The following is a 15,313-nucleotide window of genomic DNA, read 5'->3' as shown; positions in this document are numbered from 1 at the left end:
CGATCAGCTTTGCGAAGGAACCGGCCTGATCTTGAACCAGATGGAATACATCGCCGGCAGGAACACTAGGGTCAGAATCGTTCCCGCGAACGTGCCACCGATGAGCGTGTAGGCCAACGTCCCCCAAAACACCGAATGGGTCAGCGGGATGAAGGCCAGGATTGCGGCCAGCGCCGTCAGGATCACCGGGCGGGCGCGCTGCACAGTCGCTTCGACCACGGCGTTGAAGGGGCTCAACCCTTCCTGCTCGTTGTGGTGAATCTGCCCGATCAAGATCAGCGTGTTGCGCATCAGGATGCCCGACAGCGCGATCAGGCCGACCAGTGCGTTGATGCCGAACGGCTGCTGGAATATCAGCAAGGTCGGCACCACGCCGATCAAGCCCAGCGGGCTCGTGGCAAACACCATCACCATGGCCGCGATCGAGCGCACCTGAAGAATGATGATGAGCAGCGTGAGCGCGATCATGATCGGGAACAGCGGCACCATTGCCGTGGTGGCTTTGGCGGACTCTTCGATCGAGCCGGCTTCCTCGATGCGGTAGCCCGCAGGAAGCGTCTCGACGATGGGCTGCAACTGCTTCAGGACGGCGCTGGAAACGTCCGGGGGTTGCAACCCCTCGGCAATGTCGCCACGCACCGTGATGGTCGGCGTGCGGTCGCGGCGGCGCAGGACAGGATCTTCCATGCGCACATCGACGGTGCCGACCTGCGACAGCGGAATGCGCTGCCCTGCCGATCCGACCAGCGTGAACCCGGCGATCTTCGCGGGATCGAGGCGGATATCACCGGCCGCGCGGCCAACGACCTGCACCGAGCGGATATCCTCGCGCACGTCCGTGAGCGGAACCCCGCTGAGCAGGAACTGCAACTGCAAGGCCACGGAGCTGGAGGTCAACCCTATGGCCTGGAGCCGATCTTGATCCAGCGTGAAATGCAAGGTCGGTACACGCTGCCCCCAATCCACATTGACCGTGCGCATCATCGGACTGGCCTGCATTTCGGTCTCGACCCGCTCGGCGATCTCGCGCAGCTTGTCCGGGTCAGGCCCCATGACGCGATAGGCGACCGGGAACGGCGAATAGGGGCCGAACACGAGCTGTGTCACCCGCACCCGAGCTTCGGAGGCCAGCCCGTTGGCGATCACCTCGCGCAGTCTGAACTTGAGGGCTTCGCGTTCTTCCTGATCGCCCGTCAGCACCACGATCTTGGCGAACGACGGATCGGGCAGTTCGGGCGACATGGCAAGGTAAAACCGTGGCGCACCCTGACCGACGTAGGCGGTCACGATCTTGGCTTCTTCCTGCTGTGCCAACCAGGCTTCGACCTTCGCCGTCGCGGCGCTGGTTTGTTCAATCGAAGTGCCATACGGCATCTGCACCTCGACCAGTACCTCGGGCCGGTCGGAGGTCGGAAAGAATTGCTTCTTGACCACGCCCATGCCAAGGATCGAAACCACGAACAGCCCAACCACTGCTCCGGCCACCAGCCACTTGCGCGCAATGACACGCCCGAGCACCTGCCGGAAGCGGTTGTAGTTGCGCGTGTTGTAGATGGCTTCGTGCCCACCCTCGACCTTCTTGATGGCTGGCAGCAGCTTCACGCCCAGGTAGGGCGTGAACGCCACCGCGACCACCCAGGAAACGATCAGGGCGATGCCGACGATCCAAAACATATTGCTGGTGTATTCGCCAGCAGTCGAACGCGCGAAGCCATTGGGCATGAAGCCGATGGCCGTCACCAGCGTGCCGGAAAGCATGGGCGCCGCCGTATGGCTCCAGGCATAGGCGGAGGCCTTGATGCGGCTGTAGCCTTCTTCCATCTTCACCACCATCATTTCGATGGCGATGATGGCGTCGTCCACCAGCAGACCCAGCGCCAAAATCAGCGAGCCGAGCGTGATGCGGTCGAAGTTCTTGCCGGTGGCGGCCATGATGACGAACACGGCCGCCAGCGTCAGCGGCACTGCCGCCGCGACCACGATGCCGACGCGCCATCCCATGCTCAGGAAGCAGACCAGCATCACGACCAGCAGGGCGACGAAGAACTTGACCATGAACTCGTCCACCGACGAACTGATGTTGACGGACTGATCCGTCACCTTGCTCAAGGTCATTCCCAGGGGCAATTCTGCGTTGATCTTGGTTGTTTCCGCATCGAGCGCTTTGCCAAGATCGAGCCCATTCCAGCCGTCGCGCATCACGATGCCCAACAGCAGCGCCGCTTCTCCATTGTTGCGAACCAGAAAGGTGGACGGATCTTCATAGCCGCGCTCGACGGTCGCCACATCGGACAGCTTCAACGTGCGTCCCTGCGCGCTGATGGGCGTGTTGCGGATCTTCTCCAGCTTGTCGAACGCACCATCGACACGCACGAATATCTGGGGCCCCTTCGTCTCGATGGAACCGGCGGGGCTGAGGACATTCTGGCTATTGAGTGCCGCGAAAATGTCCTGCGGCGAGACGCCCAGCGTGGCCAGGCGGTCGTGCGAGAAGGACACGAAGATGCGTTCGGACTGCTCTCCAATGATGTTGACCTTCTTCACGCCCGGAACATGCAGCAGCTGCTGGCGCAACGTCTCCGCGTCGCGCACCAGCCGCCGCTGCGGCTCACCTTTTGCCTTGAGGGCAAAGAGCGCAAACGTCACGTCCGAATACTCGTCGTTGACCATCGGGCCAATGACGCCGGCAGGCAGCTTTGGGGCTTCATCCGCGAGCTTCTTGCGGGCCTGGTAGAACTCATCCTGCACCTCCGCCGGCGGCGCACTATCGAGCAGCGAAACCATCGTGAATGCCAAGCCGGGGCGCGTGTAGGTTTCCGTGCGGTCGTACCACCGCAGTTCCTGCATGCGCTTTTCCAGCGGTTCGGCGACCTGATCCTGCATTTCCTGCGCCGTCGCCCCAGGCCAGGCCGTGATGACGGTCATCTGCTTGACCGTGAAAGGCGGGTCTTCGGCGCGTCCGAGTTGGAAGAATGCGAGCACGCCCGCGACGGATATCAGGAAAATCAGGAATACCGTGATGGAGCGTTCGCGTACCGCGAGCGCCGAAAGATTGAAACGTCCTTCGCTCATGGACGATCTCCAGCAGGCGCAGCCTCGCCCTGGCCGGCGGGCCTGACGACTTCGCCTTCACGCAGAAGATGCGCGCCCAGCGACACCACCTGCTCGCCGATCTTGAGATCGCCTGTCACCTGCGCCACGTCGTCCGTCAAGCCCAGCAGTTGGACAGATCGCCAAACCACTTTGGCAGGCTTGCCCTCGACCACCCAAACGCCCGGCCCCTTGCCGGGGTCGAACAGTGCGCCGATCGGGACTTGCAGCGAAGGCGTGGATGCCCTGCCATCCGAGATTTCGACAGTGACGGTCGCACCCAGCGGGGCCTGCGCAAGCGCTCCTTCGAGCACATACCTGGCCTCGTAAGTGCGCGTGACGCGATCCGCCGCATCGGAGAGCTGGCGCAGCTTTGCCGCCACGGGGGCCGGCCGCTGGCCGTACAGGGTCGCCTTGGCAACCGAGCCAACGGCGGGCCGCAGGGTTTCGGGCAGATGCACGATGGCCTCGCGCTGGCCGGCCCGGGCCAGGCGAACAACGGGCTGCCCGGCACTCACGACTTGACCGGGTTCGGCCAGTGTCTCGACCACGACGCCATCGGCATCGGCCAGCAGCAGCGCGTAGCTTGACGCATTCCTGGCAACGTCAGCTTGCGCTTCGGCCGCCTTGAGCTGCGCCCGCGCCGAGTCGGCCGCAGCTTTGATTTGATCGTATGCCGACGCTGAAACAGCGCCTTCGGCGACCAGATCACGGTATCGCGCTTCGTCGTCGGCCGTTTGCTTGGCGCGCGCCTGTGCGGCGGCCACTGCCTCTTGCTGGGCGCGCGCCTGCAAGCCCAGGTCGATCGGGTCGATGCGCATGAGGGGCTGGCCGCGCTTGACGGTCTGCCCGGTATCGACCAGGCGCTCCAGCACCTTGCCGGTGACGCGAAAACCTAGATCGCTTTGAATCCGGGCCGCGACAACGCCCGTGAATGAACGCGATGCGGTGGATGCGCCTTGGACGGCACCGATCCGAACCAGTGGAGCCTCTGTGCGTGGATCGGAGGCGTGATCGTCGCCGCATGCCGTGAGGGCAAGCGGCAACAGGCAGATGGCATAGGAAGCAAGCTTGCGCCGGAGCATGGGAACCCTTCTTGACGAAGAAAAAGTGTTCCCATTTTTATTCCTGTGACTAAATTAGTCAATAGTCACGGCAAGCCGGCTACGGTGCCAGGCTGCGCAAGATCAGACTGGAGAGCTGGGTCGTAGCTTCGGCAGCGTTGTCCAGGTTGTGCTGCAACAACAGTGGATTGATGTACGGCCGCATGACCAGGTAGATGGCATTGACCGCTTCATCCAGCGGGGTCTTGCGCTCGAACTCCCCTGACTCGCGACCATCGCGAACGATCTGCAACACCAGGGCCTTGAGGTGTTCTTCGTATGCCCCAACCGACGGCCAGGACTCGCTGGCCGAGGTCGCGGCTATGTCGTAGAGCTTACGGTCGTGGAAAAAGAGATAGCTGCCAGCCTCCACCAGCGCCTTGAACATCCGGCGCAATCTCTCGGGCGCGGCAGGGACGTCGGCGACGGCCTCATCGACCGCCGCCATGATCGTGCTCAGGCGGTTGGAGCAGATGACCTCGCCAATGGCCTGCTTCGAGTCGAAGAACTTGTAGATGTAGGCTTTGGAGAAGCCAATGGCCTTGGCTAGATCGGAAACAGTTGTTTTTCCATAGCCATAGAGACCGAAATACTCGGTCGCTGCTTCGACGATCTGATCCCGGACATCGTGATCCGAGGGCCCCCGAAGCTGGGGCGCGGGAGTGGGTGCTTTCGTCATTTCGCCAGCTTACCTCGGACATCAAAGATTGACAACGAGTGACCGTTTCATATTATAGTCACGACATGCCTTCAGCCCAAGGATCACCATGCTCCCCAATCGCCTCGTTCTTCTTTTCCTGTGCGCCAGCGTGACCGCTGGCTGCGCGGTAGGCCCGGACTACCATCGCCCGGATGCGCCACTGCCGAGCCAATACATCGGCCAGACGGCAGCGCAAGGGGCTGGCACGCCGGACTCGGACTTGGCGACATGGTGGCAGGGGTTCAACGATCCCTTGCTCACGCGCTTCATATCGTTGGCGCTTGAGCAGAATCTGGACTTGGCGCAGGCCGCAGCCCGCGTCACCCAGGCTCGCGCCGGACTCGGCGCCGCCAATGCGGCCTTGCTTCCGTCCGGGGTGGTCAGCGGCTCGGCTGCTCGCGCCTATCAGTCGGTCGAAACCCCGCTGGGACAGGTGCTGAACGCCACGCCCGGATACGACAGGTGGGGCAACGCCTACCAAGTGGATCTCGGTGCGAGCTGGGAGGTGGACGTGTTCGGCGGGCTGCGGCGTGGCCGGGAGGCCGCGCTGGCCGACTACCAGGCATCCCAGGCCGGCGCGGTGGCAACCCGCCTCGCGGTTGCGGCGCAGACGGCGGATATCTACATCACCATTCGGGGTTTGCAGGCCCGGCTCGACATTGCCCAGCGGCAGGTCAAGACCCAGCAGGATCTGCTGTCAAAGGTCAGTCTGCTTCATGCGAAGGGGCTGGCAGCCACGTACCAAGTACGGCAGACGGAAGGCGCGCTGTCGCAAGTGCAGGCGAGCATCCCGGCGCTCAAGACCGGCCTGGATACGGCGATGAACGCGCTGGATGTGATGCTGGGCGTTCCACCGGGCACGCATCGAAGCGAACTGGAAGCCGCCACGCCGATTCCCACGACCCCGAAGATCGCCAGCATGGGCTCCCCGGCCGACTTGCTCCAGCGTCGCCCCGACCTCATCGTGGCCGAACGTCGGCTGGTGGCCACGAACGCCAGGATTGGAGAGGCAGTCTCCGAGTATTACCCCAAGTTCTCGCTGAGCGGCTTGCTGGGAAGCGCCACCGCGATTTCGAGCGGCAATCTGTTCACCAGCGGTGCGAGCCAGGCCGCAGGCGTGCTCGGGCTGAGGTGGCGTCTTTTCGACTTCGGCCGTATCAATGCGCAGATCAGTCTTGCCAAGGGGCGGGATGCCGAGGCACTGGCCGCATACCGTCAGGCCGTGCTGCACGCGACAGAGGATGTTGAAAATGCTTTCTCAGCCTTGGTCAATCGCGGAGAGCAGGCCGCGACGTTGACGCAAGGCGAGGCATCGCTTTCCCAGGCGCGGCAATCCTCCTTCACGGCATACGAGCGTGGAGCGGCGAGCCTGATTGACGTACTGCACGCGGATGAATCTCTTTTGCAGGCATCGGATGCAAGGGCACAAGCGCAGACCGAATCGGCGCGTGCCGCAGTTGCAGCGTTCAGATCGCTTGGAGGCGGCTGGCAACCTCTGTCCACCGAAGCAATGGCGGCCCGCTGATGCGTTAGCAATCCAACAACAAACTCGCATCAATGGCACGCTCAGACGATGCACTGCGATTCTCAAGGGATGTGTATGGAATTACGACATCTGCGTTGCTTCATCGCCGTTGCGGAAGAACTCCACTTCGCCCGTGCTGCGGAACGGCTGCACATCGAGCAATCGCCCCTCTCACGCACCATCAAGGAACTGGAGGAAGACCTGGGAGAACAGTTGTTCATCCGCTCCAGCCGCAGTACGCGACTGACGAGGGCGGGCAAACTGTTTCTGGAGCATGTGCCGCGCGTGTTCACCGCCTTGCAGCAGGCCCGCGAGAGCGTGACAGCAGCAGCCAACGGCTTCCACGGCCAATTGCGCATCGCACTGTCCGACGGCATCACGCCGTCGCGCCTTTCCGCCTTGCTGGCGATGTGCAGACAGGAAGAACCCGAGGTCGATATTAGGTTGTTCCAGGTGTCACTATCGCAGCAGATCAAGGGGCTACAAGACGACCTGTACGACGTGGGCTTTGCACAGTCGGACGAAGTGGGCGAAGGCATAACAGCCCAAGCAGTGTGGAATGACCCGCTGTTGGTGGCCGTGCCGGCACGCCATCATTTGCTCAAGTTCAAGCGAATCCCGTTGGATGACTTGCTGCAATTTCCACTGGTGCTATGTGACCCGCAAGCATGTGAGGGCTATGCACGGCAGGTCGATCGTGTGCTGCGCCGCTCTGACCGGGAACCCCTGATCGCCGAGCGCGTCGCCTCGTTCGAGCTGATGATGGTAGTAGTGTCGGCCGGCTTTGCCTTGGGGTTGGCTGGTTTGCCGCATATCGCGGCAAGTCGGGATTGCGGCGTGGTGGCCCGCCCCTTGGCTGGGCGATCGCCCATGCTGACGACCTACCTGCTGCGCCCGGAAGGCGAGCCTTCGGAGACGCTTGGCCGCTTCATCGAACGGGTGCAGGCCATCGACCTGCCCGAAGGCGCGAGGCCCGCACCGGCACCTGAACCTGATCCGCTGGAGGACATCCCGCCATGAAACGCATTGCACCACTGCTATTGATCGCCGCGCTCACGGCCTGCGGCCAATCCGAAGCGCCGAAACAGACCAACGTGCCGACCGTGGACGAGCTGGCCGCCGATCCGGCGCGGTTGAAGGAACTGCGCCAGCAATGCAAGACCGATCGGGCCAAGCTGGGTGACGTGCTCTGCAACCGCGTGGCCGAGGCTACGCGCAAGCGGTTCTATGGCGATGGCAAGACGCCCTACACACCATCGGAGACGCCGCCGAAGTTCTGATCGCCAGCCCTTCGCAAGAAACCTTTCTCTTTGCCAACACGCCGCAGCGCGCTCGCGCCTGCGGCGTTTCTATTGGGTTCTTTGCAGCCTGAAACGATGCTTATTTCATCATCTAGCTTTCGATAACAGTCTTTGACCGGCACCGACCCGGCACTGATCCTCGCGCTATGCGGCACGTCCTTGTGCTGCTTTCGGACGAGGAAAAGCGCAGGAACATCGGAGGCCAGTCAATGCAAGCTCAGGGCGTGCTGTTTGGGCAGATCGCCGCCGTCTTCGGCATCGTGATCGCCGGTGTATGGAGTGCAACGCAATGGACAGCCGCCGCCCTGGGCTATCAACTACGCCTTGGCTGGCCCTGGTTCGATTTCTTCGGCACGCCGGTCTATCACCCCTGGCGGCTGTTCGAGTGGTGGTTCTTCTTCGATGCCTATGCGCCGCATGTCTTCGACATTGGCGGGGCCATCGCGGGCGGCAGCGGCCTTGTGGCCGTGGTGGTCGCCATTGCCATGTCGGTGTGGCGCTCGCGGCAATCGCGCATGGTCACGACCTACGGTTCGGCGCGCTGGGCCGAAGCGGAGGACATCCGCAAGGCCGGGCTGACGCAGCCGGCCGGCGTCTTCCTCGGCAAGTACCGCAACGAGTATCTGCGCCATGACGGCCCGGAACACGTCCTGACCTTCGCGCCCACGCGCTCGGGCAAGGGTGTCGGCTTGGTCGTCCCGACATTGTTGTCCTGGCCGGCTTCGGCCGTCATCCATGACATCAAGGGCGAGAACTGGCAGATCACCGCAGGCTGGCGCAGCCGGTTCAGCCACTGCCTGCTGTTCAACCCGACCGATGCGAAATCAGCAGCCTACAACCCGCTGCTCGAAGTCCGGCGCGGCGCGCATGAGGTGCGCGACGTGCAGAACATCGCGGACATTCTCGTTGACCCCGAAGGTGCCCTGGAAAAGCGCAACCATTGGGAGAAGACTTCGCACGCGCTGCTGGTTGGGGCCATCTTGCATGTGCTCTATGCCGGCGAGGACAAGACGCTGCGCGGCGTCGCCAATTTCCTGTCCGACCCGGCCAGCCCCTTCGAGCTGACCTTGCACCGGATGATGACGACGAAGCACCTGGGCGATGCACCGCACCCGGTTGTCGCGTCCGCTGCCCGCGAAGTGCTGAACAAGTCGGACAACGAGCGTTCGGGCGTGTTGAGCACCGCCATGTCGTTCCTTGGCCTGTACCGCGACCCGACCGTGGCGGAAGTGACTTCGCGCTGCGACTGGCGTATCGCCGACCTGATCGCATCCGAGCATCCCGTCTCGCTGTATCTGGTGGTGCCGCCCTCGGACATTTCGCGCACCAAGCCGCTCATTCGCCTGATCCTCAACCAGATCGGCCGGCGGCTCACCGAATCGCTCGACGGTAGCGACGGCATCGAGCGCCGCCACAAGCTGCTGCTGATGCTCGACGAGTTCCCGGCGCTGGGCCGGCTCGACTTCTTCGAGACAGCGCTGGCCTTCATGGCCGGCTACGGCATCCGCAGCTTCCTCATCGCGCAGTCGCTCAACCAGATCGACAAAGCCTACGGCCAGAACCACTCCATCCTCGACAACTGCCACGTCCGCGTGACGTTTTCAACGAACGACGAACGCACGGCCAAACGGGTTTCGGAAACGCTGGGCACCGCCACCGAACTGCGCGCCCAGCGCAACTATGCCGGGCACAGATTGGCCCCGTGGCTGGGGCACCTGATGGTGTCGCGGCAGGAGACGGCCCGCCCGCTGCTGACGCCCGGTGAAGTGATGCAGCTTCCGACCGACGAAGCCGTGGTGATGGTGTCCAGCGTGGCACCGATCAAGGCCAAGAAGCTGCGCTACTACGCCGACGCCAACTTCAAGAGCCGCGTATTGCCGCCGCCCGCGCTCGCGGCTGGGCAGTACGCCGACGCACCACCGGCCCGGCCCGACGACTGGAGCGGCCTGGCGATCCCCGCTGTACCAGCGGCCCCGGCTGCGAGTCTGTCCAGCGATGGCGCAGGCACCGCTGATGACGGCGGCCCGCGCCGCCAGCCGGAGCTATCCGAAGTCGCCGAATACAGCCCCGAACCGCAGCCTGCCGGCAATGACCTGGCGCTGCTCGATGACGACGACGACCTGCCGCTGCCGCTTCCCGGCCAGCTCGATCCGGCCATGCAGCGCACGGCCCGGCTGGCTTCCCTCGACCCCAACGACGGAATCGACCTATGAGCCACTACCGCCTCAACCTGTTTATCCAGCCCGAGCACGCCAAGCGGCTGGAAGAACTCGCCGCTAAGAAAGGTGTGTCGAAATCCAGCATCGTCGCGGCGGCGCTGGCGTCCTGGCTGTCGCCCGATGCCGGTGACCAGCGCGAGGCGGCCATCGCCAAGCGCCTGGATCGCCTGTCGCGCCAGGCCGAACGCATGGAGCGCGACCAGAACATCCAGATCGAAACGCTGGCGCTGTTCATCCGCTACTTCCTGACCGTCAGCACACCGGTTCCCGAAGCCCATCAGGACGCGGCCCGCGCCCAGGGCAAAGCGCGTTTCGAGCAATTCGTGGAGCAGCTTGGCCGCCACCTGCTGCGCGGCCGAAGCCTGGTGCGTGACGTGGTGGAAGAACTGCACCCAGACCCGGCGCGAATGGATGACGCGGCGGCGCTGGCTGAAGCCCACGAACGTACTGCGGAGCGTGCTTCATGAGCGCCGTTCCGCAAACCCCGCCCGAACGCTCATCCGCTGCGGCTTCGCTGGATCGCCGTATCCAGATGCTGCGCACGGCAATGGGGCCGGTCATCGCCGCTGCGCTGGCCGACCCCGACGTGGTGGAAATCATGCTCAACCCCGATCGCACCCTATGGGTGGATCGGTTGTCATCGGGCCGCACGCCGCTGGGCGTGGAGCTTTCCGAAAACGATGGCGAGCGCATCATCCGCCTGGTGGCCGCGCACGTCGGCGCAGAAGTGCATCGCGGCCGACCGTTGCTGACCGCCGAGCTGCCCGAAACCGGCGAGCGGTTCGAGGGCATCTTGCCACCGGCCGCGCCCGGCCCGGCCTTCGCGCTGCGCAAGCGCGCCGTGAGCATCATCGGCCTGGATCGCTATGTCGCCGATGGCATCCTGACCACCGCGCAGGCCGAGTTCCTGCGCCGCGCCGTGCGCGAGCGCCAGAACATCCTGATCGCCGGGGCGACGAGCAGCGGCAAGACCACGCTGGCGAACGCGCTGCTGGCCGAGATCGCCGCCACCGGCGACCGCGTGCTGGTGCTCGAAGACACCATCGAGCTGCAATGCGCCGCCCGCGACCATGTGCCGCTGCGTACCCGCGCTGGCGTCGTGTCCATGACCGAGCTGGTGCGGGCCACGATGCGCCTGCGGCCCGACCGCGTGATCGTCGGCGAAGTGCGCGGCGGCGAAGCCCTGGACTTGGTGAAGGTGTGGGGCACCGGCCATCCCGGCGGCATCGCCACCATCCATGCCGGCTCCGCCTTGGGCGCGCTGCTGCGCCTGGAGCAACTGATTCTCGAAGTCGCGGTGAACCCGCCGCGTGCGCTGATCGCCGAGGCGGTCAACGTCGTCATTCACATCGCCGGACGGGGCCGCAAGCGCCGCGTCGAAAGCATCGCCCGCGTCGTCGGCTTCGACGGCGTGGGCTACCGCCTGGCGGATGCGCTGGAAACGCCGTTTCCCGAGCTGATGCCGGTTTCTCTCGCAGCCGATGCCGCTGCGCCTTCCTTGTCCTCTGACCAACCTGGAGAACTGCCATGACGCAGATGCACGTTCACGCTTTCCGCTTTTCCGTAAATCCGCTTCCCCACCTGTCCAGCCTCGCGCGGCTGCGCAGCCTGGCCCGCCCTGCGGGGCAAGGGCTGCTGCTGGCGGCGCTGCTGCTGTTCCTGGCCGGTACGGCGCAGGCCGCCGGTTCCTCAATGCCGTGGGAAGGCCCGCTGCAATCCATTCTGGAGTCGATCCAGGGGCCGGTGGCGCGCATCGTCGCGGTCATCATCATCATCGCCACCGGCCTGGCGCTCGCCTTCGGCGACACGTCGGGCGGCTTTCGCAAGCTGATCCAGATCGTGTTCGGCCTGTCCATCGCGTTCGCAGCTTCGAGCTTCTTCCTGTCGTTCTTCAGCTTCTCCGGCGGGGCCGTCGTATGAGCGGGCCGGACAGCTTCGCGGCTGGCTTCGAGGTGCCGCTACATCGCTCGCTGACCGAACCGCTTTTGATGAGCGGCGCGCCGCGCACCGTGGCGATCGCAAACGGCACGCTGGCGGCTGCCGTCGGGCTGGGTCTGCAACTCTGGATTCCCGGTGTCGTGCTCTGGATCGTCGGTCATTCGCTGGCGGTGTGGGGTGCTCGCGTCGATCCACAGTTCATGCAGGTCTTCGCTCGGCACATCAAGCACCGCCCACTGTTGGACGTGTAGGGGGACGCCGCCATGCTGAACCTTGCCGAATACCGCCAGCGGCCCGCGCTGCTGGCCGACTGGCTGCCCTGGGCCGGACTGATAGCGCCGGGCGTGGTGCTGAACAAGGATGGTTCGTTCCAGCGCACGGCGCGCTTTCGCGGGCCGGATCTGGACAGCGCCACGCAGGGCGAGTTGATCGCCACCACGGCGCGGCTGAACAACGCGCTGCGCCGGCTGGGTTCGGGCTGGGCCTTGTTCATCGAAGCCGAGCGCCAGCCGGCGGCGGACTATCCGCATTCCGACTTCCCCGAACCGCTGTCGTGGCTGGTGGACGAGGAACGCCGCGCCGCCTTCGAGGAATCGGGCCACCACTTCGAGAGCGCCTATCACCTGACGCTGGCCTACCTGCCGCCGGAGGAATCCCGCGCCCGTGCGGCCAAGCTGCTCTACGAGCACGCGCCGGGTGATGGCGTGGACTGGCGCGGCCGGCTCGATGCCTTCGTGGCGGAAACGGATCGGGTCTTTGACCTGCTCGATGGCGTGATGCCGGAAATCGCCTGGCTCGATGACGCGCAGACGCTGACCTACCTGCACGCCACGGTTTCGACGCGGCGCTATTCGCTGGCGGTGCCAGAAGTGCCGTTCCACCTCGACGCGCTGCTGGCCGATTCCGCGCTGGTCGGCGGCCTCGCGCCCATGCTGGGCGAGGCGCACCTGCGCGTGGTGTCGGTGCGGGGATTCCCGACCTCGACCTGGCCGGGCCTGCTGGACGACCTCAACCGCCTGGGCTTTGCCTATCGCTGGAGTACGCGCTTTCTCTGCCTCGACAAAGCCGAGGCGGAAAAGGAGCTGGGCCGCCTGCGCCGCCAATGGTTTGCGAAACGGAAGAACGTCATCGCGCTGCTGCGCGAAACCATCTTCCAGCAAGAGTCGCCGCTGGTGGACACGGATGCCAGCAACAAGGCGGCCGATGCGGACGCAGCCTTGCAAGAGCTGGGTAGCGATCAGGTCGCCTTCGGCTACCTCACCGCCACGGTGACGGTGCTCGATGGCGACCCGGCCGTGGCCGACGAGAAGCTGCGCATGGTGGAGCGCGTCATCCAGGGGCGGGGCTTCGTGACCATTCCCGAAACCTTGAATGCAGTCGATGCGTGGCTGTCGTCCATACCAGGCAACGCCTATGCCAACGTGCGCCAGCCCATCGTCTCGACGCTGAACCTCGCGCACATGATGCCGGTGTCCGCCGTGTGGGCCGGCCCGGAGAAAAATGCTCACCTCGACGGCCCGCCGCTGATCGTCACCCGCACTGATGGCGCGACGCCGTTCCGGCTGGTGACGCACATCGGCGACGTGGGGCATACGCTGGTCGCGGGGCCGACCGGCATGGGCAAGTCGGTACTGCTGGCGATGCTCGCCTTGCAGTTCCGCCGCTATGGCGGTTCGCGCATCTTCGCCTTCGACATGGGGCGCTCGATGCGCGCCACCATCCTCGGCTTGGGCGGCGAGCATTACGACCTCGGTGCTGACGGCGGCATTGCCTTCCAGCCGTTGGCACGCATCGACGGCGAAGGCCATCGCACCTGGGCCGCCGAATGGATCGAAGGCCGCTTGCTACATGAAGGCGTGACCGTCGGCCCCGACGAGAAAGCCGCCATCTGGTCGGCGCTCGGCAGTCTTTCCGGTGCGCCGGTCGAGCAGCGCACCATGACGGGCCTGTCGGTGCTGCTGCAATCGAACGCGCTGCGGCAGGCGTTGTCGCCGTATGTGCTGGGCGGAGCACACGGCAAGCTGCTGGATGCCGACCGTGACCGGCTCGGCAGCGGCGACGTGCAGGGCTTTGAGATGGAAGAACTGATGCACAGCCCCGCCGCCGTGCAAGCGGTGCTGCGCTACCTGTTCGCGCGCTTCGATGCGCGTTTCGACGGTGCGCCGACGCTGCTGATCCTCGATGAAGCGTGGTTGTTCCTCGATGAGCCGTCCTTCGCGGCGCGCATCCGGCAATGGCTCAAGACGCTGCGCAAGAAAAACGTGTCGGTGATCTTCGCCACGCAGAGCCTTGCGGACATCAAGGATTCGACCATCGCGCCCGCGATCATCGAAAGCTGCGCGAGCAGGATCTTCTTGCCTAACCCGCAGGCGACCGAGCCGCAGATTCGCACGATCTACGAAGGCTTCGGCCTCAACAGCCGGCAAATCGAAATCGTCGTCACCGCGCAGCCCAAGCGCGATTACTACTACCAATCGCGCCTGGGCAATCGCCTGTTCGACCTCGGCCTGGGGCCGGCCGCGCTCGCCTTCGCTGGCGCGTCCACACCGCAAGACCAACGCGACATAGAGCGCGTGCTGACGCAGGCCGGCGCTCCCGGCTTCGCCGGCGCGTGGCTGCGCCATCGCGGCCTCGATTGGGCTGCCGACCTGCTGCCGTCCTCACTGGCTGCTGCTGCTTTTCTTTCCCAATCACCGGAGATACAACCATGAAGAAGCGCCTGATCGCCGCTGCCGTCGCGGCCATGCTTTGCACCGCCACCACTGTCCATGCGCAATGGGTCGTGGTCGATCCCACGAACCTCGTGCAGAACACGCTGACCGCCATCCGCACGCTGGAGCAGATCAACAACCAGATCAACCAGCTTCAGAACGAAGCACAGATGTTGATGAACCAGGCGCGCAACCTGGCGAATCTCGACTTCAACATCGTGAACCGGCTGCGCTCGACGCTCGCCACCACCGAACGCCTGATTGCCGAGGCGCAGGGACTGGCCTACGACGTGCAGAACATGGATCGGGACTTTGCCCGGCTGTACCCGGAGCAATACGCCGCCACCGTCAGCGGCGACCAGATGCTGCGCGATGCCCGCGAGCGGTGGAAGAACACGCTTGACGGCTTGCACACCGCGATGCGGATGCAGGCTCAGGTATCGCAGAACCTGGCGCAAGACGAGAGCGCGCTGGCCGATCTGGTCAGCCAGAGCCAGTCCGCGACCGGCGCGTTGCAGGCCGCGCAGGCGACCAATCAGCTTCTCGCCTTGCAGTCCAAGCAGTCCATCCAGGCCCAGCAGCTCCAGATCACGCAAGACCGGGCGGCCTCGCTGGAACTGGCGCGGCAGGCGGCGGCCACCGAGCGCGCCCGCGAAGTGCGGCGGCGTTTCCTCGGCACCGGCACGCCGTACACGCCGCAGCGCGTGGATTTTTATTCCAACTGAC

The 15,313-nt window shown here is 64.7% G+C and carries 13 protein-coding genes; 10 read left to right on the top strand and 3 right to left on the bottom strand.

The features are described 5' to 3' along the window. Positions 1-3: 3 nt before the first annotated feature. From ACFPFG_RS09605 to ACFPFG_RS09595, 3 genes are all read right to left on the bottom strand, one after another. Positions 4-3,072: an efflux RND transporter permease subunit gene (locus ACFPFG_RS09605; RefSeq protein ID WP_380106232.1), complete on the bottom strand. Its 3,069-nt coding sequence runs from the start codon at positions 3,070-3,072 to the stop codon at positions 4-6. Then, complete coding sequence (locus ACFPFG_RS09600) at positions 3,069-4,175, bottom strand: efflux RND transporter periplasmic adaptor subunit (RefSeq protein WP_380106230.1); 1,107 nt, start codon at positions 4,173-4,175, stop codon at positions 3,069-3,071. The genes ACFPFG_RS09605 and ACFPFG_RS09600 overlap by 4 nt, the downstream gene beginning before the upstream one ends. Before the next feature lie 79 nt (positions 4,176-4,254). After that, complete coding sequence (locus tag ACFPFG_RS09595) at positions 4,255-4,872, bottom strand: TetR/AcrR family transcriptional regulator (RefSeq protein ID WP_380106228.1); 618 nt, start codon at positions 4,870-4,872, stop codon at positions 4,255-4,257. A gap of 88 nt (positions 4,873-4,960) precedes the next feature. Between ACFPFG_RS09595 and ACFPFG_RS09590 the strand changes: the two genes are divergently transcribed. The 10 genes from ACFPFG_RS09590 to trbJ all read left to right on the top strand — a co-directional run bounded on the left by ACFPFG_RS09590 (position 4,961) and on the right by trbJ (position 15,312). Then, positions 4,961-6,418, top strand: a complete 1,458-nt coding sequence (locus ACFPFG_RS09590; RefSeq protein WP_380106226.1) for an efflux transporter outer membrane subunit — start codon at positions 4,961-4,963, stop codon at positions 6,416-6,418. A 75-nt stretch (positions 6,419-6,493) separates the two neighbouring features. After that, complete coding sequence (locus ACFPFG_RS09585) at positions 6,494-7,438, top strand: LysR family transcriptional regulator (protein WP_380106224.1); 945 nt, start codon at positions 6,494-6,496, stop codon at positions 7,436-7,438. Continuing rightward, complete coding sequence (locus ACFPFG_RS09580) at positions 7,435-7,698, top strand: EexN family lipoprotein (protein WP_380106222.1); 264 nt, start codon at positions 7,435-7,437, stop codon at positions 7,696-7,698. Before ACFPFG_RS09585 ends, ACFPFG_RS09580 begins: the two co-directional genes overlap by 4 nt. Before the next feature lie 230 nt (positions 7,699-7,928). Next, a complete protein-coding gene (locus ACFPFG_RS09575) occupies positions 7,929-9,932 on the top strand; it encodes a conjugal transfer protein TraG (RefSeq protein WP_380110253.1) in 2,004 nt (667 codons plus the stop codon). Then, positions 9,929-10,405, top strand: coding sequence for a CopG family transcriptional regulator (locus ACFPFG_RS09570; protein WP_380106220.1), 477 nt, complete (start codon positions 9,929-9,931; stop codon positions 10,403-10,405). The genes ACFPFG_RS09575 and ACFPFG_RS09570 overlap by 4 nt, the downstream gene beginning before the upstream one ends. Beyond that, a complete protein-coding gene (gene trbB / locus ACFPFG_RS09565) occupies positions 10,402-11,469 on the top strand; it encodes a P-type conjugative transfer ATPase TrbB (RefSeq protein ID WP_380106218.1) in 1,068 nt (355 codons plus the stop codon). Before ACFPFG_RS09570 ends, trbB begins: the two co-directional genes overlap by 4 nt. Beyond that, complete coding sequence (locus ACFPFG_RS09560; RefSeq protein ID WP_380106216.1) at positions 11,466-11,858, top strand: TrbC/VirB2 family type IV secretion system protein; 393 nt, start codon at positions 11,466-11,468, stop codon at positions 11,856-11,858. Before trbB ends, ACFPFG_RS09560 begins: the two co-directional genes overlap by 4 nt. Beyond that, complete coding sequence (locus ACFPFG_RS09555; protein ID WP_380106214.1) at positions 11,855-12,127, top strand: VirB3 family type IV secretion system protein; 273 nt, start codon at positions 11,855-11,857, stop codon at positions 12,125-12,127. Before ACFPFG_RS09560 ends, ACFPFG_RS09555 begins: the two co-directional genes overlap by 4 nt. Before the next feature lie 12 nt (positions 12,128-12,139). Continuing rightward, a complete protein-coding gene (trbE, locus tag ACFPFG_RS09550; RefSeq protein WP_380106212.1) occupies positions 12,140-14,587 on the top strand; it encodes a conjugal transfer protein TrbE in 2,448 nt (815 codons plus the stop codon). Further along, positions 14,584-15,312, top strand: coding sequence for a P-type conjugative transfer protein TrbJ (trbJ, locus tag ACFPFG_RS09545; protein ID WP_380106210.1), 729 nt, complete (start codon positions 14,584-14,586; stop codon positions 15,310-15,312). The genes trbE and trbJ overlap by 4 nt, the downstream gene beginning before the upstream one ends. Position 15,313 lies beyond the last annotated feature (1 nt).

Origin of the sequence: Delftia deserti (assembly GCF_042653485.1) — a bacterium.
In the GTDB taxonomy this organism is placed as follows: domain Bacteria; phylum Pseudomonadota; class Gammaproteobacteria; order Burkholderiales; family Burkholderiaceae_C; genus Comamonas; species Comamonas acidovorans.
The sequence above is the reverse complement of the archived record's forward strand: the minus strand, read 5'-3'. Positions and strand labels throughout refer to the sequence as shown.